This window comes from Campylobacter subantarcticus LMG 24377 (assembly GCF_000816305.1).
GTDB lineage: Bacteria > Campylobacterota > Campylobacteria > Campylobacterales > Campylobacteraceae > Campylobacter_D > Campylobacter_D subantarcticus.
The window spans coordinates 213,463-236,832 of the sequence record NZ_CP007773.1; the positions used below are offsets into that span (position 1 = coordinate 213,463).

Annotated in this window: 26 protein-coding genes; 7 read left to right on the forward strand and 19 right to left on the reverse strand. The window is 30.1% G+C overall.

Annotated features, from left to right (window positions below):
- Window positions 1–53: 53 nt before the first annotated feature.
- The 4 genes from CSUB8523_RS01230 to CSUB8523_RS01245 are packed head-to-tail and all read right to left on the reverse strand — an operon-like array spanning window position 54 to window position 3,685.
- A complete protein-coding gene (locus CSUB8523_RS01230) occupies window positions 54–551 on the reverse strand; it encodes a phosphatidylglycerophosphatase A family protein (RefSeq protein WP_043019364.1) in 498 nt (165 codons plus the stop codon).
- Window positions 552–553: 2 nt separating this feature from the next.
- Window positions 554–1,720, reverse strand: a complete 1,167-nt coding sequence (locus CSUB8523_RS01235) for an ATP sulfurylase (sulfate adenylyltransferase) (protein ID WP_043019365.1) — start codon at window positions 1,718–1,720, stop codon at window positions 554–556.
- Complete coding sequence (locus CSUB8523_RS01240; RefSeq protein ID WP_043019366.1) at window positions 1,698–2,573, reverse strand: DNA-binding transcriptional response regulator; 876 nt, start codon at window positions 2,571–2,573, stop codon at window positions 1,698–1,700. Before CSUB8523_RS01240 ends, CSUB8523_RS01235 begins: the two co-directional genes overlap by 23 nt.
- Window positions 2,570–3,685: a bifunctional 2-C-methyl-D-erythritol 4-phosphate cytidylyltransferase/2-C-methyl-D-erythritol 2,4-cyclodiphosphate synthase gene (locus tag CSUB8523_RS01245; RefSeq protein ID WP_043019367.1), complete on the reverse strand. Its 1,116-nt coding sequence runs from the start codon at window positions 3,683–3,685 to the stop codon at window positions 2,570–2,572. Before CSUB8523_RS01245 ends, CSUB8523_RS01240 begins: the two co-directional genes overlap by 4 nt.
- A 107-nt stretch (window positions 3,686–3,792) precedes the next feature.
- Between CSUB8523_RS01245 and CSUB8523_RS01250 the strand changes: the two genes are divergently transcribed.
- Together CSUB8523_RS01250 and CSUB8523_RS01255 are read left to right on the forward strand one after the other, a co-directional pair.
- Entirely contained in the window at window positions 3,793–4,896 is a 1,104-nt protein-coding gene (locus tag CSUB8523_RS01250) for an Mrp/NBP35 family ATP-binding protein (protein ID WP_043019368.1), read from the forward strand.
- Between the two features lie 10 nt (window positions 4,897–4,906).
- The gene (locus CSUB8523_RS01255; protein WP_043019369.1) at window positions 4,907–6,070 is read left to right on the forward strand and encodes a 2,3,4,5-tetrahydropyridine-2-carboxylate N-succinyltransferase; all 1,164 of its coding nucleotides are present in this window, start codon (window positions 4,907–4,909) and stop codon (window positions 6,068–6,070) included.
- Window positions 6,071–6,739: 669 nt separating this feature from the next.
- Here the strand turns inward: CSUB8523_RS01255 and CSUB8523_RS01260 are convergent.
- The 4 genes from CSUB8523_RS01260 to galU all read right to left on the reverse strand — a co-directional run bounded on the left by CSUB8523_RS01260 (window position 6,740) and on the right by galU (window position 9,604).
- Window positions 6,740–6,964, reverse strand: a complete 225-nt coding sequence (locus CSUB8523_RS01260) for a hypothetical protein (RefSeq protein ID WP_043019370.1) — start codon at window positions 6,962–6,964, stop codon at window positions 6,740–6,742.
- A 17-nt stretch (window positions 6,965–6,981) separates the two neighbouring features.
- Window positions 6,982–7,431: a Dps family protein gene (locus CSUB8523_RS01265; RefSeq protein ID WP_043019371.1), complete on the reverse strand. Its 450-nt coding sequence runs from the start codon at window positions 7,429–7,431 to the stop codon at window positions 6,982–6,984.
- A 129-nt stretch (window positions 7,432–7,560) separates the two neighbouring features.
- Complete coding sequence (locus CSUB8523_RS01270) at window positions 7,561–8,784, reverse strand: glucose-6-phosphate isomerase (protein WP_043020331.1); 1,224 nt, start codon at window positions 8,782–8,784, stop codon at window positions 7,561–7,563.
- On the reverse strand, window positions 8,774–9,604 hold the full coding sequence (gene galU / locus CSUB8523_RS01275; protein WP_043019372.1) for a UTP--glucose-1-phosphate uridylyltransferase GalU: 831 nt from the start codon (window positions 9,602–9,604) through the stop codon (window positions 8,774–8,776). Before galU ends, CSUB8523_RS01270 begins: the two co-directional genes overlap by 11 nt.
- Before the next feature lie 75 nt (window positions 9,605–9,679).
- Here galU and CSUB8523_RS01280 point away from each other — a divergent pair, with 75 nt between their 5' ends.
- Window positions 9,680–10,261 carry an IMPACT family protein gene (locus CSUB8523_RS01280; protein ID WP_043019373.1) on the forward strand — a complete coding sequence of 194 codons (582 nt, stop codon included), beginning with the start codon at window positions 9,680–9,682 and terminating at the stop codon, window positions 10,259–10,261.
- Window positions 10,262–10,279: 18 nt separating this feature from the next.
- Here the strand turns inward: CSUB8523_RS01280 and CSUB8523_RS01285 are convergent, their stop codons facing one another.
- From CSUB8523_RS01285 to CSUB8523_RS01310, 6 genes are all read right to left on the reverse strand, one after another.
- On the reverse strand, window positions 10,280–10,612 hold the full coding sequence (locus tag CSUB8523_RS01285) for a hypothetical protein (protein WP_043019374.1): 333 nt from the start codon (window positions 10,610–10,612) through the stop codon (window positions 10,280–10,282).
- A gap of 52 nt (window positions 10,613–10,664) precedes the next feature.
- Window positions 10,665–10,997: a hypothetical protein gene (locus tag CSUB8523_RS01290; protein WP_039662700.1), complete on the reverse strand. Its 333-nt coding sequence runs from the start codon at window positions 10,995–10,997 to the stop codon at window positions 10,665–10,667.
- Window positions 10,994–12,568, reverse strand: a complete 1,575-nt coding sequence (locus tag CSUB8523_RS01295; RefSeq protein ID WP_043019375.1) for an ABC-F family ATP-binding cassette domain-containing protein — start codon at window positions 12,566–12,568, stop codon at window positions 10,994–10,996. The genes CSUB8523_RS01290 and CSUB8523_RS01295 overlap by 4 nt, the downstream gene beginning before the upstream one ends.
- Window positions 12,569–12,689: 121 nt before the next feature.
- A complete protein-coding gene (locus tag CSUB8523_RS01300; protein WP_167333014.1) occupies window positions 12,690–13,037 on the reverse strand; it encodes a hypothetical protein in 348 nt (115 codons plus the stop codon).
- A 110-nt stretch (window positions 13,038–13,147) separates the two neighbouring features.
- Window positions 13,148–13,324, reverse strand: coding sequence for a hypothetical protein (locus CSUB8523_RS01305; protein ID WP_167333015.1), 177 nt, complete (start codon window positions 13,322–13,324; stop codon window positions 13,148–13,150).
- Between the two features lie 187 nt (window positions 13,325–13,511).
- Complete coding sequence (locus CSUB8523_RS01310; RefSeq protein ID WP_235362565.1) at window positions 13,512–13,832, reverse strand: NINE protein; 321 nt, start codon at window positions 13,830–13,832, stop codon at window positions 13,512–13,514.
- Between the two features lie 206 nt (window positions 13,833–14,038).
- Between CSUB8523_RS01310 and CSUB8523_RS01315 the strand changes: the two genes are divergently transcribed.
- From CSUB8523_RS01315 to CSUB8523_RS01325, 3 genes are all read left to right on the forward strand, one after another.
- Window positions 14,039–14,248 (forward strand): hypothetical protein, encoded by a 210-nt coding sequence (locus CSUB8523_RS01315; RefSeq protein WP_039662706.1) that lies wholly within the window; start codon window positions 14,039–14,041, stop codon window positions 14,246–14,248.
- Window positions 14,249–14,497: 249 nt separating this feature from the next.
- Complete coding sequence (locus tag CSUB8523_RS01320) at window positions 14,498–15,496, forward strand: hypothetical protein (RefSeq protein WP_043019376.1); 999 nt, start codon at window positions 14,498–14,500, stop codon at window positions 15,494–15,496.
- Between the two features lies 1 nt (window position 15,497).
- Entirely contained in the window at window positions 15,498–16,865 is a 1,368-nt protein-coding gene (locus CSUB8523_RS01325) for a phosphomannomutase/phosphoglucomutase (RefSeq protein ID WP_043019377.1), read from the forward strand.
- Here the strand turns inward: CSUB8523_RS01325 and tilS are convergent.
- Genes tilS through CSUB8523_RS01350 form a run of 5 tightly spaced genes read right to left on the reverse strand, consistent with a single transcriptional unit; the run spans window position 16,846 to window position 21,505 of the window.
- On the reverse strand, window positions 16,846–17,808 hold the full coding sequence (gene tilS, locus CSUB8523_RS01330) for a tRNA lysidine(34) synthetase TilS (protein ID WP_082019356.1): 963 nt from the start codon (window positions 17,806–17,808) through the stop codon (window positions 16,846–16,848). The two genes, CSUB8523_RS01325 and tilS, sit on opposite strands and share 20 nt — an antisense overlap.
- The gene (gene rimO / locus CSUB8523_RS01335) at window positions 17,798–19,114 is read right to left on the reverse strand and encodes a 30S ribosomal protein S12 methylthiotransferase RimO (protein WP_043019379.1); all 1,317 of its coding nucleotides are present in this window, start codon (window positions 19,112–19,114) and stop codon (window positions 17,798–17,800) included. Before rimO ends, tilS begins: the two co-directional genes overlap by 11 nt.
- Before the next feature lie 39 nt (window positions 19,115–19,153).
- Window positions 19,154–20,491, reverse strand: a complete 1,338-nt coding sequence (locus tag CSUB8523_RS01340) for an ANL family adenylate-forming protein (protein WP_043019380.1) — start codon at window positions 20,489–20,491, stop codon at window positions 19,154–19,156.
- On the reverse strand, window positions 20,484–21,206 hold the full coding sequence (locus CSUB8523_RS01345) for an SDR family oxidoreductase (RefSeq protein WP_043019381.1): 723 nt from the start codon (window positions 21,204–21,206) through the stop codon (window positions 20,484–20,486). The genes CSUB8523_RS01340 and CSUB8523_RS01345 overlap by 8 nt, the downstream gene beginning before the upstream one ends.
- Entirely contained in the window at window positions 21,206–21,505 is a 300-nt protein-coding gene (locus CSUB8523_RS01350) for a hypothetical protein (RefSeq protein ID WP_039662718.1), read from the reverse strand. Before CSUB8523_RS01350 ends, CSUB8523_RS01345 begins: the two co-directional genes overlap by 1 nt.
- A gap of 86 nt (window positions 21,506–21,591) precedes the next feature.
- On the opposite strand from CSUB8523_RS01350, the gene CSUB8523_RS10335 reads away from it, so the two are divergent.
- The gene (locus CSUB8523_RS10335; RefSeq protein WP_043019382.1) at window positions 21,592–23,361 is read left to right on the forward strand and encodes a hypothetical protein; all 1,770 of its coding nucleotides are present in this window, start codon (window positions 21,592–21,594) and stop codon (window positions 23,359–23,361) included.
- Window positions 23,362–23,370 lie beyond the last annotated feature (9 nt).

Sequence of the window (23,370 nt, forward strand, 5' to 3'; positions counted from 1 at the left end):
ATTTTTATAAGAAATATATCTTTTAATAAAAGATATATTTCAATTGTATTTTATTAGTTTAAAAATATCTCCATAATGCTTATATCAAACCATAAAAGATCAAATTTAAGTAAAATTCCATAAATTACTGCACTAAATAATCCTGCGAAAATTCCTGCTAAAACATCATCCAGCATTACACCCAAACCACCTTTTGTTTTTTTGTCAATTTTACCTATGATAGAAGGTTTTGTGATATCAAAAAATCTAAATAAAACAAAAGAAAGCAAAAAAGTAAAAACACTCTGTCCGCAAATTGCCAAGGCTAAAAATACCCCAACAACTTCATCTATTACAATATGCTTATCATCGTGTATGCCTGTTTGTTTTTCATATTGATCGATGATTTTTATAGAGATTAAAAAAAGTAAAATTGCAAGTAAGATCAAAGTTCCTATACCCAAATACCTTAAAATAAAAAAAGCGGGGATTAGCGCTGCTATTGTCCCAAAGGTTCCTGGAGCTTTATTAACACTACCTGAATAAAAAAAAGTTAAAAATAATTTTTGCATGATTACACCATATATGACATTTGATGAAGTTTTATAAGTTGCTCATAAAATTCTTTATCGCTTCGATACTCTAAAATACCATGTGTAGGGAAAAGATTACTATAGATATTTTGTTTATTATGAAAGCGATTTGGGAAAAGCTCAGATAAAATCAAAGCTGAAATTTCTCTTCTTATGAAAACTGCTGGTGGAATGATACCAAGTCTAAGTAAATTTTTTAAAGAATCACCATGGTATTTCATATGATGATGAGCTCCATGGGGACATGATTTGGTACTTACTACCATTTTACATTCATCACAAAATACAAATTCAGGAAGTATGGTAACTTCTATATTATAATCTTTTGCAAAATCATCAAGCACGGTAAAGGTTCTGTTTCGATTAAAATACATTCCAAGTCCTGCGTGATTTTGCCCTACAAAAACCTTGTTACAGTCAAAGCTTTTAGCTAAAGCACACTCAAGCACAGGGTTTAAATGCGAGGCAAAAATTTTGATATTATGCAAAGGTATGAGTAAAACCCTAGAAGATGGTAAGTAATTTTGCGCAAAAACATCAAAACAACGCTTTTTGAGTTTTAAGCTCAATCCATTGTTTTCATAGGATTCTATAAGGAAAATAATCACTAAATCAGATTGTTCTATAGCCCATCTTAAAATTCTCTCATGTGCTCTATGAAAAGGATCAAAACTTGAAACAATGGCTGTGATATTAGAAGGATTTAATCTTTTTTTGATTTTTTCAAAATCTTCTTTAATGGCTTTGATATTATTGTGATAAATTTCAAATTCACCACTTATACAAATTTTTCCAAAATCTTGTATCAAGCAAGCATTAGGTCTAAAAATATCATTGCTATTTTTATCATTTTCAAATTTGCTTTCTAAAATGATATGTCCTATGGGTTTATCATTGCAAATAAAGTCTATTTTATCGCCAACTTTTGCATTTTCTAAAGCAGTATTATTTTCTTTTGTACTTGCAGGTGCAAAGGTAAGAGTATAAGGAATTTTTTGTTTATGTATCATTCCTGTGGCTATAACTTCATCTCTTTCTTTTTGATTCATTAATTTTGTAAAAGAACCAAAAACTCCTTCTTTGATAAAACATAAAACTTCGTATTCTTCTTCTGAAATTATAATGCTATTTTTTCTTTGTAATGCCATATTTTTTCCTTTTTTCCCATAAAGATTTTCTAGAAATTCCTAACTTTTTAGATAAATCAGTATCAGGGAAAATGTTTTGATAGCTAATGATAATATGCTTAACATAATCATCAATAGTTAAAATTCCATTGCTTTCAAAGTTTTTTTCATCTTCACCTAATTCTAAAATTTGAAAATCATTATGTTCGACATTTGTACTTGTATGTATAATAACAGCTTTTTTTAAAGCAAGGTTTAACACCTTTTCTTTTTCCAAAGGTTTGAGGGTTTGAAAATTTACAAGATAATGCAAAGAATTGTCTTTGAAAATTTTATCTAAATTTTGTTGGTGTGAAAGGTCGATGTAGACATTTGCGATATTATGTTCGTTGGTATAGTTAAACACAAAATGGTCTGCAAAAATTTGATTGTTAGCTTTTATGATCAAAGGAAGTTTGATTTTTTTATAATCAAAAATAGGTAATTTTGCAGTTTCAAATTTATGTTTTAAATATGACTGATAGGTGTGGTTTAAGATATTTATTTTTTTAAATTCTTGAAAATGCTTGATTTTACGCACGAGTTCTTCTATCATAAAAGGCTTTTGTATGTAGTCACTTGCACCAGCTTTTAGCGGTGCTAAAACGGTATCTGAACTGATGTAGGATATTAGTAAAATGATGATTTTGTGCTTAAAAATCTCGATAATATGCTCAAAATTATTCATACTTGTTGAAAGTAAAATAACCTCATAATCACGGTGGGAAAGTTCATTTACATTTGCGATAATGTCACATTCATAGCCTATAGAATTAAGCTTTGAACCTATGCTTTGCGCCAAATAAAATTCATTTTCTACTATTAAAACTTTCATAATTTCATCCAATCAAAATATTTTAAATTTGCACTTGCTAAAACAGCGATCCCTTCTTTGCGTCCAACAAAACCTAAGTGTTCTGTAGTGGTAGCTTTGATGTTGATTTTGTTAGGTGTGGTTTTTAGTGTTTTGGCGATATTAAAAGCAATGGCTTCTTTAAATTCTTTCATCTTAGGAGTTTGAGCGATGATGGTAATATCAGCATTTACAAGTTCAAAACCATAATTTTGCACCAAAACATAAGCTTTTTGCAACAAAAGCATAGAATCAGCGTTTTTATACTGCATATCATTATCTGGGAAAAGCTCTCCTATATCACCAAGCCCCGCTGCTCCTAATAATGCATCGACTAAAGCATGGGCTAGCACATCTCCATCAGAGTGTGCTTTTAACCCCATGCTTTCATGTACTTTAACTCCGCCTAAAAGCAAAGGTCTTTCTTCTCCAAATTCATGCACATCAAAACCATTTCCGCTGAAAATTTCCCAAGAAGGTGTGGGAAGATTAAAGCTTTTTAGATCTTCTTTGAAGGTGATTTTTTTAGCAAGTTCATCTCCTTGTACATACCAAATTTTACCGCCAATAGCTTGTATTGCGGTACTATCATCAGTAAAATTCGCGTTTTGCTCCAAAGCTTTTTTAAGCATACTTGTGCGAGAAAGTTGCGGGGTTTGTATGAGCTTGATTTTATCTCTATCAATGGCTTCTTGCGCATAAATTGTTGTATCGCTTACTTTTAGCACAGGTGTGATACAATCTGCTTTGTCATAATTTTCTACGATATTGTTAAAAAGATTTTTAGAAATCAAAACCCTTGCAACATCGCTAACTAAAACATACTCGCTTTCAACCGTACTTAAAGCATTAAGTAAAGATTGAGCTCTTGTGGAGCCACCTTGAACAAAATGATATTCAGGAGCAAATTTTTTCATGTGGAAAATATTACCAGAAGTAACAACTATTTGTTTAAACGGGTAAAAAGAGCTTAAATTTTTAGTTGCATAAAGCCATAAGGGTTGATCGCCTAGCCTTAAAAATTGTTTTTTTACTGGAGCGTTAAACCTTGAAGACTCCCCAGCTGACAGCATAATCAAGGAAATATCTAGCATTTGTTGTACCTTAATTTTTTATTAATGTTACGATATTATACACCATAAAAGCCAAAATTTATATTTATGTTAGTAGAATTAATCATTTTAAATAATAAGGAGAAAAATTGAAGGATAAAATTGAAGAAAGACTAAGACAGGTTATATATCCAGGATTTAAAAAAGATATTGTTAGTTTTGGTTTTGTAAAAAAGATTGAAGCAAATGAAAATCAAGCACATATTGTAGTGGAGATAGTTTCAGCTAATGCACAAATTGCTCAAGAGCTTAAACTAAATATCGCAAATGCTTTAAAAGATTTGAATTTAGAGCTTAATTTAGAAATCATTCAGCCAAAAATTCCTGAAGAAAAAAGCAACACAAGAAGTGGAAAAAATATCGCCCCACAAATTAAAAACTTCCTTATGGTGTCAAGTGGAAAAGGTGGAGTAGGTAAAAGTACGACAACTTTAAATTTAGCAATTTCTTTGGCAAAAATGGGTAAAAGAGTAGGACTTTTAGATGCAGATATTTATGGACCAAACATACCAAGAATGTTAGGTGAGAGCAAGAGTAAGCCTGAAATTGTAGGGCAAAAGATTCGACCTATTTTATCTCATGGTGTTTATATGATGAGTATGGGTGTATTGATAGAAGAAGGCAAAGGTTTAATGTGGCGTGGTTCTATGATCATGAAAGCGATTGAGCAGCTTTTAGCTGATGTGCTTTGGCCTGAACTTGATGTGTTGTTGCTTGATATGCCTCCTGGAACTGGTGATGCGCAAATTACTTTAGCTCAAAGTGTGCCAGTTAGCGCAGGTGTATGTGTAAGCACTCCTCAAGTGGTATCTTTAGATGATAGTAAAAGAGCTTTGGATATGTTTGAAAAATTACATATTCCTGTTGCGGGTATTATAGAAAATATGAGCGGATTCTTATGTCCTGATAATGGCAAAGAATACGACATCTTTGGAAAGGGTACGACTGAAGAAATGGCAAAAGCTTACAATTGTGATATTTTAGCTCAAATTCCTATCGAGATGAGTGTAAGAGAGGGCGGAGATAGTGGAAAGCCTGTGAGTTTTTATATGCCTGAGAGTGTCAGTTCTAAAAGATATCTACAAGCAGCTGAAAAAATTTGGGAATTTATCGAAAAAGTAAATCAAGAAGGCATGGTGGATAATTCTGCTATTCAACCTGTGATGAATGGTAAAAGTGCGTGTTCGCAATAAGGAGGAAAGTATGGCAATAGAAAGCAAAGAGGAATTTTTAAATTTAATTAAACAAATTGAACAAAGAATCAACTATAAAAAACCTAAAGCTTTTGGGATAGCTAGACTTGATCTAAGTCAAGTAGATCCTAGTAAAAAACTGCAGGCTAGTTTTGGTGTGATCAATTTTGAGCAAAATTACGCAGCCGCAGCGGTGATGTTTGAGGCATTTTTTAGAAGAGGGGTTGATGTTGATTTTAATGAAAGTGAATTTGTAGCTACTTTGATCAAAGAGGATTTGGAATTTGCTTTAGAATGTTTTGCACCATTTTTACAAGAAGCAGGTCATAAAAACATAGAAGTAATCCAAGCTGTAAAAGAAAATTTTAGAGAAAGTGCTTTCTCTTTTGTTTGTATTTTTGAAGATGAGGCACCAAAAAGCTTAGAAAGTGTGTATTTAAAACTTTACTTGCTTTCAAATAAAAAAGTACCTTTGAGAAGTTTAAATTTAACAGGCGCTTTTGGAATTTTACCTAATGTTGCATGGAGCGATAACAAGGCGATTGATTTAGACTTTTTAAGAGAAAATGAAATCGATTTGAAAATGAGTGGAAGATATCCAAGGATTGATTATGTAGATAAATTCCCAAGATTTTTAGCACATGTAATTCCTGAAGATAATACTAGAATTTTAGAAAGTTCTAAAGTAAGAATGGGTGCGGTTTTAGCTGCGGGTACTACTATAATGCCAGGAGCTGCTTATGTGAATTTTAATGCAGGCACAACGGGTGCTTGTATGGTGGAGGGGCGTATTAGTTCTTCTGCTATTGTGGGCGAGGGCAGTGATGTAGGAGGCGGTGCTTCTATATTGGGTGTTTTAAGTGGTACTAGTGGTAATGCCATTAGCATTGGTAAGGCTTGCCTTTTGGGTGCAAATTCAGTTACGGGAATTCCTTTAGGGGACAATTGTATTGTTGATGCGGGCATTGCTGTTTTAGAAGGGACTAAATTTGCTTTAAAAAATAAAGAAGAGCTCCAAAAAATCAATCCTGATTTTAAATTCGACAAAGATATATACAAAGGCTTAGAGCTAGCAGGCTTAAACGGTTTGCATTTTAGACAAGATTCGCAAAGTGGAGTGATGATAGTTGCTTTAAACAAAAAAGCAGTGAAACTTAATGAAGATTTGCATTAATTCTTAACCCTTAAGGGTTAAGAATTCTAAATAACTCATGTAGCTTATAAATACACACTAGGGTGGTGTTTAACATTACCTGTGTGGAGTAAAATTTCTTGACTGTTTTTATGATACAACTTTTGCACAAAATTAAAATTCCACCATTTGTAAGTTTTAAAATTGAGATTGTGGGTAGTGTTTATGTGGAAATTTTTATAAGAACAAGCTTGAAAGTTTTGTTTTAAGCCTGGCGCTTGAAAGGCATAGATTTCTTTTACTGCGTTAGGAGAAAGGATCTTGCAAAAGCTTGAGCTAGATATCCTCCTAAAGAATGCCCTATGATGATGAGATTTTTATCGATGGGGTATTTTTGTTTGAGTTGATCGTAAAAATAACACATCGATTGAATTTGACCTTTAGGGAGTTTTCCAAGTAGAATGAAAAAATCACTACAAAAGTCTTTAAAATCAAAATATAAAGGGTTTAGATCGCTTCCTACAAAAGCTAAGATATAATTTTTTCTTTTTTATCATAAATAAAAATTAGCTCTAAAACCCATTTTAGAGTAAGAGTATTTTTCGTTGATATGTTCTAGTATCTCATAATTTTTGATAAAGCGATAAGCCAAAAATGCGTTGTTGAATATCCATCTACTGGAATTTTGTCTTTTTTTGTAGAATGGGTTGGTTAAGCTTGAAGAATAAACTTGTTTTTTAAACAAGCTTGTTTTGGTAAACTTTGATCTAAAAATACATTTACACAGTATGCTATTAAACTGTAATCATATGATTCTTGCAGTAAATGTATGTTTTCTTTAAATTTGTTTTGGATTTGAAGAAGTAGTGTTTTTTCATGAGAATTTAAAGTAATTTTTTGACTTAGAATGATGAAATTTTGTAAGTCAAAAAACATTGTAGGGTTTTAAAACCCTACATAGTGCAAGTATTTTGGATAGTTGAATTAAGCATCCAAAGAACTTTTTCATATTTTGCAATATTTTCTTGTGCAAAAGCTGCAGTTGTAGTATCGCTTGCTTTTTCAGCTTCTTCGTTAAGTTTTTTAAATTCAGCTAAAAGATATTTATAGTCTTCTCTAATAAGCTCTAGTACTTCTACAGGGGTAAAGCAGTCTTTTTGGGCTTTTGGTGCTTTTGTATTTTCTAGTAAAGTGCTTGGGCAAACGATAGCTTTTTCTCCAAGCTGTAAAGCTCTTTCAGCACAATCATCGAAAAGTTCTGCCATTTCTTCATAAGCTTTTTCTGTATACTCATGGATAGAAAAGAACTGTAAGCCTTTTACATTCCAGTGATAGTTATGAAATTTAATCCACAAGCTATGCGCATCTGCTTGTAATTGTAATAAACGTTTTGTTACTGACATGTTATCTCCTTTTTTCATTTGTAAAATTATAACATAGAATTCTTAAATAATAATAATTATTATTTAATAAATTTTATATTATAAAATACTGATGTATTCATTATACTCTTTTTTTGCAATAAAACCAATTTATTTACTAAGCATATTTTTGAGGATTAATTTTCCTACTTCAACACCAGGTTGATCATAGGTGTTTATCCCTAGCATAATGCCACAAGCTGAGGTAAATAGTTCATAATAATACATCAAATATCCACAGTGATATGCATCTAGTTTTTCAAGTTCTATTACATCTACACTTAAATTTTCAGCAATCAAAGCATGCATGGTTGCATCACATTGAGCATTTAAAAGATCATGCAGGTTAACTTCATTAGTGAAGTCACAATTTTGTAAATGATTAAAACTGATATTTGGGATATTGGGTGATTTTTGACTGTCTTTGATTTTTAAAAAAGTAACAGTTTTGTCTTTAGGTCCATCCATGATTAGTTGTAAAAAACTGTGCTGATCTCTAGCGCCAATTAAAGCAATAGGAGTTAATCCTATGCGTTTAAAGCCTTGTTTTTTACCTAAACTTTCAGCAATGAGTTGAATATACCATTCATTAAAACCTTTAAATGCATCGCCATAGGAAAAAAGCACATTAATATGCGCACTTTTGTGAGTACAGTAATGATAAGCCTTTTGTAAAATTTGATCACATTTTTTTTCAAAAAAATCTACATAGCAAGTTTTTGCACCCTCTAGCAAGGCTTTGGTGTCATAACCGCAAAAAGTCAAAGGAACAATACCAATCGCAGATAAAACACTAAATCTACCCCCTACATTTTTAGGTATGAAAAAGCATTTTATGTTTAACTCATCACCTAACTTATGAAGTTTGGAGTCAAAATCTGTGATAAATACAAAGTTTTCGTGTAAATTTTCCTTTTGCAAGTCAAAATGTGCCATGATAAGCTTAAATAAAGAAATTACTTCTATAGTTGTACCTGATTTACTTGCAATGATAAAAAGCGTAGTTTTAGGATTAAGCATATCTATAGTATGTGTAAAGGTGTGCGAAGAAGTATTGTCTATAATAAAAAGTTTTTTTTCTTCTACATGATCAAATAAAAGTTCTTTTAAAGCTTTAACCCCACAACTTGATCCGCCCATACCTACTAAAACAATGCTATTTATATGGGGTTTGGTTGCGATATATTCTTTGCTTTCTTTAATCAAGTCCAAGCTTGTATCTACTAGATGATAATACCCCACATCGCCACTTTCTAACTCATCATTTATTCTACTAGCATAAGCGGTAATTTTTTTAAAATCTTGACTTTGAAAAAATAAAGTATTATTTAGCATTTTTGCTTTTCTCATAAAAATAATTTGTCGCTTCTACAAAGCCTTCTACGCTCCCACAATCAAATCTTTTGCCTTTGAATTTATAAGCTAAAACCATATTATTAGTTGCTTGTGAAAGCAAGGCATCGGTAATTTGTATTTCACCATTTTTGCCTGCTTTGGTGTTTTCTAAAATACCAAAAATATCGGGTGTTAAGATATATCTTCCTATGATCGCTAAATTACTTGGCGCATCTTTTGGATCAGGTTTTTCTACCATAGAATTTACCATGATTAAATCCTCTTCCACAGCATTTCCAGCGATCACACCATAGTTTGAAACTTGATCAGGTTCAACTTCCATCACAGCCACAACAGAGCAACGATATTTTTCATAAATTTTGACCATTTGGGCTAAAACATTAACTCCGTTTTCATTGACACATAAATCATCAGCTAAAATCACTCCAAAAGCTTCATCTTGCACTAAAGGTTTTGCTTTTAAAACCGCATCTCCTAAGCCTTTCATTTCATTTTGTCTTGTAAAAGTAAAAGTACAACGATCAATAAGCTTTCTAATCTCGCTTAAAAGGTATTCTTTTTTAGTACCTGCGATTTGGTGTTCAAGTTCATAAGAAATATCAAAATAATCCTCCAAAGCTCTTTTTCCACGCCCCGTTACAAAGCCCATGGTTTCCATACCTGCTTCTAAAGCCTCATCTACTCCATAGTGAATCAAGGGTTTAGTTAGTATAGGCAGCATTTCTTTAGGTAGGGTTTTGGTCGCAGGTAAAAATCTAGTACCATAGCCTGCCGCAGGAAAAATACAAGTTTGAAGCATAGTTTATCCTTAAAATTTTATAAGTTGTTTTGATTATAATTTTATTTAAATATTATAGCTAATTTTAAGGAAAAAATGAAAACAATTGATCAGATTTATCAAGCAAAAATAGAAATCAAAAAATCGACTTTTTTATCTTTTTTATGTCCTTTTGAAGATTTTCAAGCATTAATGCAAAGACTAAGAAGCGAACATTTAAAAGCTGTGCATTTTGTATATGCTTATAGGTATTTAAATGAGTTGGGTCAAATTGTAGAAGATAAAAGCGATGATGGGGAGCCAAAGGGAACTTCTGCGATGCCTTGTTTAAATGTTTTAAGAGGGGCTTTGTTGGTCAATTGTGCAGTGATTGTGGTGCGTTATTTTGGTGGGATAAAACTTGGCACAGGCGGACTTGTTAGAGCTTACAGCGATGCGGCAAATGAAGCGATTTTAGAAGCCAATCTTTTAGAGTTTGAAAGCAAAAATATTTTAAATTTGAGTATCCCTTTTTATTTTTATGCACGATTTGAGCATTTTTTAAACAAAAATAATATCTCTTGTAAAAAGACGTTTTTAGAAAATGTCGAACTTAGCGTAAGTGTCAACGCTAAAGAAGAAGAAGAATTTAAAAAATTTGCAAAAGAATTTGAATTTGGTGGACTTGTTTGGAAGTAAGCATTTGCTTACTTCGTTTTATAAAGAATTTAAAAGATCTTTTACCATATCTTTTTGTGGTTCTTGTTTTTCTTCTATGCTATTTTGCACACTAGTTTCGTTTTGACCTCTAAAGCGGTAATTATAGATATTTGACATATTGGAGCTAAAAATTCCCGTGCTAAATTGATCTTGATTCATAGCTTTTGAGAAAAGCTCATCTAGTTTTAAACTTTGTTCGTTTAAATTTTCATTGTTGCTTTGATTTAGCAAGGACATAAAGTCTTCGCCAGTACTTTGTGTGTTTTTATAAGCACTACTTTGGCCATACCCATACTCCTTAACCGATAAATTATCATGGTTAACTTGCATATTTTCTCCTTTCAAAAAATATTACAAGGAAAAAACAAGCAAAAATTATTCCTTAATCACCATGCGTAGGGTAATATTCTGCGTCGATTTCATTGTTTTTTATAAATTCTTCTCTCGCATTTGCACAGCGCTCATCTCTTAATTTTCTATACGCATTTCTACTTTCTAGTTCTTGGGCATTTAAAGGACGGTCTTCTAAGAATGAAATATGAAAATAAGTATCATCTTTTTTGCTAAATTTTTCATAAAATTCTACATAATCAAAATAATCTTTTTCACTTTGAAAATCTATACTTTCTTCGACATAAATTGTTGGTCCAAAACCTCTATGATTTTGAGTAAAATGCCCAAAACCAGCTGCGTATTTTATTTTAAACGAATTCATTCTAAACCTCCTAAAAATTCGTCATAACTTCCTTTAAAATCGATTAGTTTTCCATCTTCTAAAAACCATATGCGATTTGCAAAGGCACTAATTAACTCTCTATCGTGGCTTATGCATATTACACAACCTTTAAAGTTGTATAAAGCCTCTCCTAATGCGATGATACTTTCAAGATCTAAATGGTTATCTGGTTCATCTAAAAGCAAGAAATTTCCGCGTTCTAGCATTAGTTTTGAAAGCATTAAGCGATGTTTTTCACCCCCGCTTAAACTAGAAGCCATTTTTTCTTGATCGCTTCCACTAAATAGCATTCTACCAAGACATTTGCGAATTTCGTCTAAATCTTTGAATTTTTCACTCATCAGCCATTCATAAAGTTTCAAATCTTCATTGATTAAGTTGGTTGTATCTTGTGAGAAATACCCCATTTCTATAGTAGCACCAAGGTGAATATGACCGCTATCAGGTTCTAATTTTGAGGCGATGATTTTAGCTAAAGTACTTTTTCCAACACCATTTGCACCAATTAGGGCGATTTTATCACCTTTTTCTAATTTTAATTCTAAATTCTCAAATAAAGTTTTATCATAAGCTTTGCTAATACCTTTTAATTCTAAAACTTCATTTCCTATTTCTCTATTTGTTCTAAAAACTATACTAGGATCACGCCTACTTGAAGTTTTAATCTCTTCAAGCTCAAGTTTTTCTAAAGCTTTAGCTCTACTTGTAGCTTGTTTGGCTTTTGAAGCATTAGCACTAAAACGGCGTATGAAATTTTCTAATTCTTCTCTTTCTTTTAAGGTTTTATCGCGTTTGAGTTCAGCTTGTTTAGCAAGCAAGGTTGAAGCCATATACCAATCATCATAATTTCCAGCAAAATCGCGTATTTGTTTAAAATCCACATCTAAAATTCTTGTACAAACTTTATTTAGAAAATGTCTATCATGGCTAATTACTACTAAAGTTCCCTCATGTCTTAAAAGTTCATTTTCAAGCCAAGAAATAGCTTCTAAGTCAAGGTTGTTTGTAGGTTCATCTAAAAATAATACATCAGCACCTAAAAATAATACTTGAGCTAATAAAACTTTAAATTTATCCGCACTTTGTAAAGTACTCATGAGAGCATTAAAATCTTTAATATTTAAAGAGCTAAGAATTTTTTCACATCTAAGTTCGCAATCATAGTTTGGATCTTCTTCTGCTGTTATGATTTCAAGCTCGCTTAATCTATCATTGATTTCATCGGTAAATTCTTCACTCATATAAAGTTTTTCTTTTTCTTTTAGTGCATCATATAATCTTTTATTTGCACACATTACCGCATCTTTGATAGTGTAGTTTTCAAAAGCAAATTGATCTTGTCCTAACACTGCGATTTTTAAATTTGGATCTATGCAAATTTCACCGCTACTTGATTCTATTTCACCTGAGAGAATTTTTAAAAAGGTTGATTTTCCTGCACCATTTGCGCCTATAAGGCCATATCTTTCACCACGGTTTAATTTTAAATTTACATCTTCAAATAAAAGCTGATTTGCAAAACGCATAGTGAGATTTTTTACTTCTACCATAATTTTCCTTAGAATTTTTACTTATAAAAAATTTTAAGAAATTGTAACAAAAAAAGACTTGAAATTAATTGAGTATAAATTTTGCTTGGCAATAAAAATAAAATTTCATTGCCAAAATAAACTAATAATCCAAAAGTTCTACAAAAACTTGTTTTTTATCATTACTATCTTGAGTTATAAAACTACTAAAAGAAGTATAACTCACTTCATTAGCATAATCTTTTAAGTCAAATATAGGTTTTAAATGAGCTCTTAAAATTCCAATGGTATCGGTAGATAATATAGCCTCTAAATCCCTTATATCCATGCTATTTAAGCTTATTTTTAAGGCCTTTAAAGACTGCTCACTTAGTCCATACTCAATATAAACACACGCATCATCATCTAAAATACTTTTTAATGTAAGCTGAACAACTTCATCATCGCATTTTTGCTTATTATTAAAACATCCTGTAAATAACAAAACCATTATGAAACTTAATAAAATATTTTTCATTGCTTATTCTGTTATTATTTTAATAAACTTGATAATTTCACTATTATTAGCCCCGCCTTGACTTAAAAGATTTTTTAATAAATCTAAGCTAAGCTGTGGCGGAAATATAAGATAAGAATTTTAGGAAAATCATTTGATTTTAAACCTATGCAAAATTTTTCATCTTTATTTGTATATGTTTTTCTAGCGACAATTTTAAAAGTATTTTTCTCATAAATCAAAGTAGGTTCTGTTTCAAAAGGTGTGTGTTTTTCATTCATTTCATCTCCTTAAATAAATGTAAAAATTGAGAATATTTTCTTCCCTAATATAATATTAAGATTTTATATCGTCTATAATTAAGTTAATTTTTTCAAGATTTTGATTTTTAAGTAATACGCCAACTATAAACAAATCTATAAACCAAACACCAAAATTACAATAATTGATTATATTTGAAATAGCCATCTAAAATGAATCATATGAGGAATCAGCAATAAAGCCAATTATCATAGCAAGTAAAGTTAAGACTAATCTAAAAATTCCCCATCCAATTTGACCTATATAAAATCTTGCAACACCAAAACCACCTAATAAAAAATTATAAACCCAAAAGACTAGAGTTGGGTTTTTGAGCTTGGTATATTGAAGTCTTGTATATACTTTATCCAACTTATCAGAACTTAAAGTTTCAAGTTTCTTTTTTAAATCTTCATTTGACATAATAGGATCAGAATATTTATATCCTCGACTTATTCTTTTCCTAAAAGACCCGTATTCTTTTGGCAATTTATTTTTTATTGATAAAAATAAACTCGTAGCATCTATTTTTTCACTCCTTAACTTAATATTACTTGAATTATTCCACAATTTAACTTAATTAATATTTAAATAATCAATATTTTTTAAAAAAAACATAGAATATTTAAATTGTTTTTAATAAAGAATTTTTAATGTAAAATCAGCTCATAAGTATTGAAAATTTAGGGTAGCTTATGGCAAAAAAGAGTAAACGCGATATGGCATATGAATTAGATATTGATGTTAGCACTTTGTATAATTGGAGAAAATATAAACCTAATTTATATCGCATCGTTATGCTTGGTTTTAAATTTGATGAACTTTTGGAAAAAAATAAAAAAAATTATGAAGAGCTACTTGAGATAAATCAAACCATACAAGATGAAATTGCAAAATTTAAATAGAAACAATTTTTAATATATTTATTAGCTTTTTAGTTTCATTAAGTTTTATTTTAAAAGTTTTTTTGCTTTCGTGTTATCATTTGTTGCTTTGAAATTTAATGCTATCCAAGATAAATTACATTATTTTTATACTAAGCATGTTTCAGGTATGTTTATTTTTATTTTAATTTTACTTATAACATGCGTTAAAAAATAATTCAAAATTGTTGTATAATTTTTAAAATTATTTTTTAAGTTAAGGTTATTTGATTGAGTTTAGTTTTATTATCTTTTTTACCTTCTTTTAGTTTTGTTTTGGAGTTTTTAGCTTTATTTTTAGCTTATTTTTTTAAGCAAAATAAGATTTTTTTCTTGCTTTTGTTGATTTTATGTGCTAGGGCTTTATCTTTAGTGGCAAGTGAATATCAAGCGCATTTGTTTATCTCGGTGTTTTTACCTTTTTCTTTTGTGCTTTTTGTGTTTTTACAAGATAGCAAGCTCGTATTTGAAAGAATTAACCTTATTAAATTTGCTTATTTGGCTTTTATGGGGTTAGTAGCATTGATACTTAGCACAAGCACCAACTTTAACGCAAGCATTACAAGTGAAATTTTTGGCTTATCAACGCATTTTTTTACCCCTATTAGCGAGTTGAGTTATTGTGTGTTTTGGGTAGGATTTATATTTTTATTATTTTCATATTTTCAAAATAATGATTTTCATTTTTTACTAGCTTATATGGGTTTAAGCGTGCAGTTTTTATTTTATAATAATATTGACCTAGGTTATTATGAATTTGCCTCTTTGGTGTTGATAGGGTTTTTGGCGTATAAAGCTTATAAAATAGCTTTTTTTGATACTTTAACTAATTTGCCAAACTTAAAAGCTTTAAGAAGATATGCACAAGGACTTGAAAATTTTCATTTAGCATTGGTGGAAGTTAAAAACATCAATGAAATTTACCACCAAAATGGTTTGAAAATGGGGGAATTTGTGTTGTATAACTTTGGAAGAATTTTAAAAAAAGCTTTACATGCTAGAATTTTTAAAGATGATAAGGATTGTTTTATCATTGTTTTTGAAAATGAAAATATAGCTTTTGTGCAAAGTAAACTTCAAATGCTTGAAAATTTCATACAAAAATACACTTTTGAACTGAAAGAGCAAAAAGCAAAGTTAGACATTAAACTCTGTTTATCAAGTAAAAATGAAAATTTAGAAGAGAGTTTAAGACAGGTAAAATTAGAACTTAGAAAACAAAAGGATTAAGATGTTGGATTTGATTTTTAGAGAGTATGATATAAGAGGACTTTACCCGAGTGAACTTAATGAAAAAAGTGTAAAAGCTATAGGTCATGCTTTGGGATTGGAAATGAGAGCAAGAGGTTGTGAGAAAGTTAGCGTAGGTTATGATGCAAGATATAGTGCTAATGAACTTTTTAACTATTTAATCAGTGGTTTAAATAAAGCTAATATGCAAGTGTTTAATATAGGCTTAGCACCAACTCCTATGGGATATTTTAGCTTGTTTTTCGATGAGATTTTTGACGCAAATATCATGATAACAGGCTCACATAATCCAAAGGAGTATAATGGGTTTAAAATCACAATCAACAAAGAAAGTTTTTTTGGTGCTGACTTAAAGAAGCTTTCTTTAAAAGTGCAAGAGTATTTAGAGCTTGAAATAAATGATGACTTAAGATATGAAAACTATGATATTAAAAGTTTATATATAGATTTTTTAGTGAAGCATTTTTCACATCTTAAAGATTATAAAGAAAAAATCATCATTGATTGTGCAAATGGGGCTACTGGAGTGATTATAAAACCTTTGGTAGAAAAATTAAACCTTAATGCACAAATTTTATTTGAAAATCCTGATGGAACCTTTCCAAATCATGCACCTGATCCAACAGAGCTTGAAAATTTACATGCATTGCAAGTTGCGTTAAATGAAGATGAAAACGCAAAAATGGGTTTTGCTTTTGATGGAGATGGAGACCGTTTGGTGGTGGCAAGTAAAGACTATGTATTTAAAGGCGATGAGCTTTGTTATTTGTTTGCTAAAAATATTGAAAATCCTAGAGTTTTAGGTGAGGTAAAATGTTCTAAAAATCTTTTTGATGAGGTGGCGAAATTTGGTTTTATTATGATGGGTAAAACCGGACATTCGAATATTAAAAAAATGATGAAAGAGCAAAATATCGACATTGCAGCAGAGCTTAGTGGCCATATTTTCTTTAAAGATAGATATTTTGGTTATGATGATGGAATTTACGCATTTTTAAGAACTTTAGAGCTTTTGGCGAATGAGTATGATCTAGAAAAACTCATTAAAAAGCTACCAAAACTGTATGCAAGTGAAGAGATCAGGCTTAAAGTAAGCGAAGAAAACAAATTTCAAATTATAGAAAAATTTAAAGAAAAAGTAAAAGCTAATGCTTTTGAAAATGTGCTTGATTGTAATGAAATTGACGGAGTTAGAATCACCTTTAAAGAAGGCTGGGCGCTTTTGCGTGCTTCTAATACTAGCCCGTATCTTATCATGCGTGCTGAAGCTACAAGTGTTGAATTTAAAGACTTTTTAGAAGCAAGAGTAAAAGAACTTTTTGAAACTATCACAAAAGAGCTTGTATAAGCTCTTTTGTGTCAATGTTTTTTATATATAAATATGCTCTTAAGAGTTTAGGAATTTTTGCTTTTCTATAAATTTCTTTCAAGTCTTTTGGTATTTTTTCACAACTTACAAAAGGAAAAATCAAAACTTTTTCTTGCATATAAACAATGCCTATTTTATGTGAAATTACCCCATCACCTTTTAATGCTTCTTGCCTTTGTTTAGCACTTAAAAGCACTCCGAGTTTCTTAAAGCATTTTGCGATTAAGCTTTCATCTTTATGGGTAATGTAGATATTTTTAAATTCGTAAATATCTTCTTCTTTTAAATCTTTTTCAAGGTAGGTAAAACTTTTTTTGACCCCATTTGGATAAAGCTTTAAAAACTCATTTGCAAAATTTTTGCGTATAAAATTTCTAAAATATCTTTCATCATCATTACTCTCATCATGAAAATAGCTGATATTACTTTCTTTTAGATAGTTTGAAATTTCTTCTTTTGGGGTTTGAAGCAAGGGTCTTATAATGGTAAAATGTTTTCTTTTTTCAATATCTTTAAAACCAAGTAATTCTCTAAACCCTGCGCCTTTGGAAAATTGCATTAAGAACCATTCTAGTTTATCATTTAAATGATGAGCTAGTAAAAGATTGTCATAGCAATGGCTTTGACAAAGTTCTTCAAAAAACTCATAACGCAAAGCTCTTGCATGTGCTTCGAAATTTTTAGTTATTTTGGGTGCGGTTTTGATATAAATTTTTTTATGAAAACGCTTGGCTAGTTCCTTAGCACTTTGCTCTTCTTTATCACTATTTTTACGAGTTTTATAGTTTATAAAAGCAAGATCAAAATCTATGTTTTTTTCTAAAAGCATGAAAAACAAAGCACTAGAATCACTCCCGTGAGAAAATGCTAAAAGATTTTTCCCCTGCTTTAAATGATTTAAGTATTTGTTATCAATCATCAAGCTTTCTTAAGGCTTTTGCAATGAGTTTTTTGTCTAAGCTCTGCGTGATTTCACACTCATAAAGCTCGCCCATTTCTAAATTTCCACAATCACTTTCATTAATGAGAATTTCTCCATCTATATTTCTATCCCAACGCAAGTCTTTTGCACCGATGAAAAATTCTCCTTCAGAGCTTTGACCTTCACAAAATGCTAAAGTTTTTTTGCCAACTTGTTGGTTGAAGCTTTTTTCTATGCACTCATCAACGATTTTTTCTATAGTTTTTAACCTTGCATTGATGATTTTATTTGGAATTTGCTCCATGTCAAAAGCTGCAGTATCTTCTTCTTTAGAATATGCAAAAACACTAATTCTATCAAAACCAAATTCTTTGATAAAGGTGCATAATTCTTCAAAGTCCTCATCGCTTTCTCCGGGGTGACCCACGATAAAACCTGTACGCAAAAAAGAATTTGGTGCTTGCTTCATTAAATTTAAAAGTTCGATTAATTTAGCTTTATTGGCTCCACGCTTCATGATTTTAAGCATATTGTCGCTAATGTGTTGCAAAGGCATGTCAAAATAATTTACAAAAACTTTTGATTGGATGATCTTTTCTATCACTTCTTTGCTAATACTTGTTGGATATAGGTATAAAATTCTAGCAGATTTTACACCTTGGATATTTTCTACGGCTTCAATGAGTTTTAAAAGTCCATCTTTTTGACCTTGATCAAACAAATATGAACTTGTATCTTGAGCGATAAAAGAAAAGTCTTTATAGCCTTTTTTAACAAGTTCTTTTACTTCATTTATAATGCTTTCTAAGCTTCTTGACTTGAGTTTTCCTTTAAAGCTTGGTATAGCACAAAATGAACATTTTTGATTACAGCCTTCAGCTATTTTGATAAAGGCGTGATAGTTAGAGCCTGTGATCACGCGATTAGTATTTTTATCTTGTAAGTAAGTAGAATTAGAAAAAAGATTAGTTTTTTTAAGTATCATCTCATCAATTTTTTCATAATCTCCCACACCGGTAAAAAGATCAACTTCAGGAAGTTCTTTCATCAATTCTTCGCGGTAGCGTTGCATTAAGCAGCCTGTTACAACTAGCAATGAGTCTTTTTTTCTTTGCTCGTGTAGGTCTAAAATCGCATTTATACTTTCTTTTTTTGCACTATCGATAAAGCCACAAGTGTTAACAATCAAAACATCGGCTATACTTGGCTCATCACAAATTTCATAATCACTCAATCTTCCAAGCATGATTTCACTATCAACTAAATTTTTATTACAACCTAAAGACATTAAAAAAAGTTTTGGCATATTTCTCACTTTAAATATTTTATAATTTGCTTTAAGAAATTATATCCTTATTTTTTTAAATCTCTCGCTAATTTCTAGTTTTTGAACAATTTCTACTTTAGTTGGTATTTTATAACTAGCTAATTTATCTTTACAAAATATTCTTATATTTTTTTTAGCTTCTAGTGCAGTAAAGATTTCATTTTCTTCTAATATAATTTTTGCGCAAACACTTTGACCTGTTAGAGGGTTATTTTGTCCATAAACTAAACAATCTTGTATAAAAGGCAGTTGTATTAACACACTTTCTACCTCTTGAGGTAAAACTTTTTCCCCGCCAACATTGATGATTTCTTTGTTTCTTCCGATAATTTTAATATATTCTTCACCATTTTCATTGATGACTTCAACTAAATCACCAGTAGCAAAATACCCATCATCTGTAAAAACAGAATTATCTGCATTTAGATAGCCCAAACTTTGCATACTGCTTTTTAAAAAAAGTTCGTTATTAATAATTTTATATGCTATATTTTCTAACTTAATATAGTTTCCAAAACTTTTTGTCTGAGCAATACCCACCTCACTTGTACCAAAGGTTTGGTGGAATTTAACTTTTGGAAAAGTTTGTTTTAATTTCGCTAGCAAAGTTTCTGACATCCTTTCTGTGCCATAGCTAATAACCTTTAAAGAATTTAAGTTGTATTTTTCAACCACATTTGCTACCAACATTAAACTAAGCAAAGAAGGTGAAGCAGGCAAAAGTGAAATTTGATATTTTTCTATGGCTTGGGCTAGAGCTTCGATATTTTTTCTTTCCTTTATAGCAATTGCACAAGCATTCATACTAAGGCAGTTAAATAAAGTATTCAAACCACCTATATGATCAAACATTAAAAACAATAATATATTAAGTTTTTTTGTTTTTTTATTGAGATAAACATTTAAAATTTTATCAAGATCATGTATCATAGCCTTAGGTTTACCAGTGCTACCACTAGAAAATAAAATTAATCCAGGTTTATTAGTATCTATGAGTTTTTGGATTAATTCATGATTATTGTGATGTTCTTTCTGTAACTCATATTGGCTGTTTTTAAATAAAATATCACAATTAATTTCAGCAAGTTTATTGTCAATCTCACTTTCATTGATAAATGGAACGATTATTTTATTTAGCTCAATACACGCTAAAAATAGACTAATGCTTTCAAAATCATAATCACCCACAATACCTACAATATCTATGTTTTTAAGATCTGCTAACATGCTGATTTTATTAATTACATTATTGTATAAATCATTGTAGGTGTATTTTTGTGCTTCATAAATTAAAGCATATTGTTCTTGATTAGTGTTGAAAATTTTATTCAAAAAAGCATTTTTAAATTCAGCCATTTACCCCACCTAAATACACAATTTGACCTGTTATAAAATCACTTTTTTCATGAATAAAAAAATCAACCACATTGGCAACATCTTGAAAATTACCAAATCGTTTTATAGCTTGCTTATTAAGCAAATCTTGTATTTTATCTTTTGGGACATTTTTAATTAAATCAGTTGGTACAGGAGTAGGCCCTATAGCATTGCAAGTAATGCCAAATGAACCTAATTCTTTAGCACAAACTTGAGTTAAATTACAAATCGCTGCTTTTGAAGCAGCATATATAGCTTCTCCTTCCAACCTTAAAGCAACTGCAACAGTAGAAAAATTCACAATCCTATAAGGCATAGCAACTTGCTCTTTTTTATAAGTTTGACTCATGATCTTTGAAACTTCTCTTATAAACAAAAAACTACCATAGACATTAGTTTTAAAAATATTATCTAAACTTTTAAACGGGGTTGTTAGGGTGTGATTCATTGAGGCAATACCCGCATTATTAATTAAAATATCGATTTTCCCAAATTCTTTTTTTATGCTTTTTGCCATAGAAACTACAGCTTTTTCATCACAAACATCTAATTCAAAATGTCTGTAATTTTTATGATCTATGCTTGCTTTGCCTCTTGAACAACCACAAACTATATGATTTTGTTTTAAGTAATATTCACTTAATTCTTTACCTATGCCTTTTCTAGTTCCTGTGATAATGATGATTTTTTGCATTATTCTTGCTCTTGGAGTTTTTTTACTATATACTCAGTTAGGCTTTCTACATCTTTAAATGGAGAGTTTCTAGCACTCATCATTTTTTCATCTGCTAGAATAACCTCTTTATCAAATTCTTCACTTAGAAGTTCTTCTAGATCAGCAACCAAGCTAACTAGGGCTAGAGAGTCTAGACAACCTCCAAAGCCATTATATAGTTTTGTATTTTCATTTGCCGTTTTTAATTCTTCTACTTCATATTCATCTGCTGTTGATTGGAGTGTTTGTATGATACGTTCTTGTATTTTATTTTTCATTAATGTTATACCTTGCCTAGTAATTTTTATTTTTATTATAGCAAAAATATAATAAAATATTCATTAAAAATTTAGTTGGAGCATTTATGTTGAAAAAAAAGTACAAAATTTTAATAATGGGGGCGAGCAATTCTATTCTACCTGGAGGGCTTAGAGCTGGGCTATCTCAGGAAAATATTGATTTTGATAATTTATCTATCGGTGGTTCGATCGCTTCTAGTAAAATTTACACAATATTGAAATACAAACAACGTATAAAAGAAGCGGACTTAGTGGTTTTGGAATGTAATTTAGCGGATGTTGATAGGGTTATATTTGATGATATTAGTTTTGAAGAGTGTATTAGAAATACTTGTTGGTTATATGAAGAATTGTATAAAATTAACAAAAGAATTTTAAATTTATTACTAGTAAATACTCGTAAAAATGAAATTGAAAAATATATAAGAAATATTCACAAGCTATTGTGTAATAAATATGGTTTTAATAGTATTGATATACACAACTATTACGAAAAACATGAAATTTTAAATTTCTTTTCATCGCATCCAGATCCGGTTCATCAAATTCATACTATTATGTATAATCTTGGAAAAAATATTGTAGATAATATTCTGTATTTTAAATATTCTAAAGATAATATAAAAACAGATAATCCTAATTTTATATATTTGACCCCTGAAAAACTTGAGCAATTTGGAAATAATTTAAAGCACACATTAAGAAAACATGTATTGTTTCAAGAATGCGATGTATATAGAATAGATAAAGATGTTAAGATAAAATTCCCAAATAAATATGAAAATTATATTTTAATAGGTATGCACACATATAATGAGGAGTTTAAGATAAGAAATTGGACAAAGAAAAGACAAAGCTATGGAAATGTTGTTATTTCTAATGCTAAATATCGTGTTGTAAAGGCAGCAGCATGTTTTAATACGTTTTTGGATATAAAAAAACATTTTGTGATTGATAGGGATACTTACATTAAATTTAGTATGGATGAGTCTGCAACTGAAAATTCGTTTATGGTTGTATTTTCTGAGAATAAAAAAAGTACACTAAACTACGTGGACATCTCAGCCTTTCTTCTAGCTGATCAAAATGGAAAATTTGATTTTAGTGAAGAAATTGAACTTATACAAAATGAGAATATTGAGGTTGATAGTGAATATGATTTTACTCATTTAGTTCCCCCAGTAGAAGACTATAAAACTGCTATAGAAGAATATAATATTAGAATGGATCCAATTAAATTACAGCCTTTGCAAAATCAAATAAGTATACTAAATTCTACAATTTCTTCATTAGAACAAAACAAGATTCAATTATCTCAAGAAAAAGATAAAATTCAGCAAGATAATATTGTCTTAAAACAAACTTTAAATTCCCTACCCATAAAAAAACAACAACTTGAAATTTCTAATTTAGAACAAGATTTAATCAATAAAAAACTACAAACAAAACAATTATCAAAAAAACTCGGTGTTAAAATGAATGATTTTATGCCTAAAATAACTATGATTAGCCCAAGCTCAGCCAAAGCAAGAATTCAAAACCAACTTTCTTATAAACTAGGTCAAGCTATGATAGTTAATTCTAAATCTATACTAGGTTATATAAGAATGCCTTTTGTGCTATCATATATATATGATAGATATAAACAAGAACAAAAAATCTATCAAGAAAAAATAAAAAAAGATCCCTCATTAGCATTACCCCCATTAGAAAGCTATCCTGATTATAAAGAAGCTTTAAAAGAAAAAGAATGTTTAACTTATAAACTAGGAGAGGCTCTTATACAAGCTAATAAAACTTGGTATGGGGGGGGGGTATATCAAATTGCTATTTGAGATTAGGAA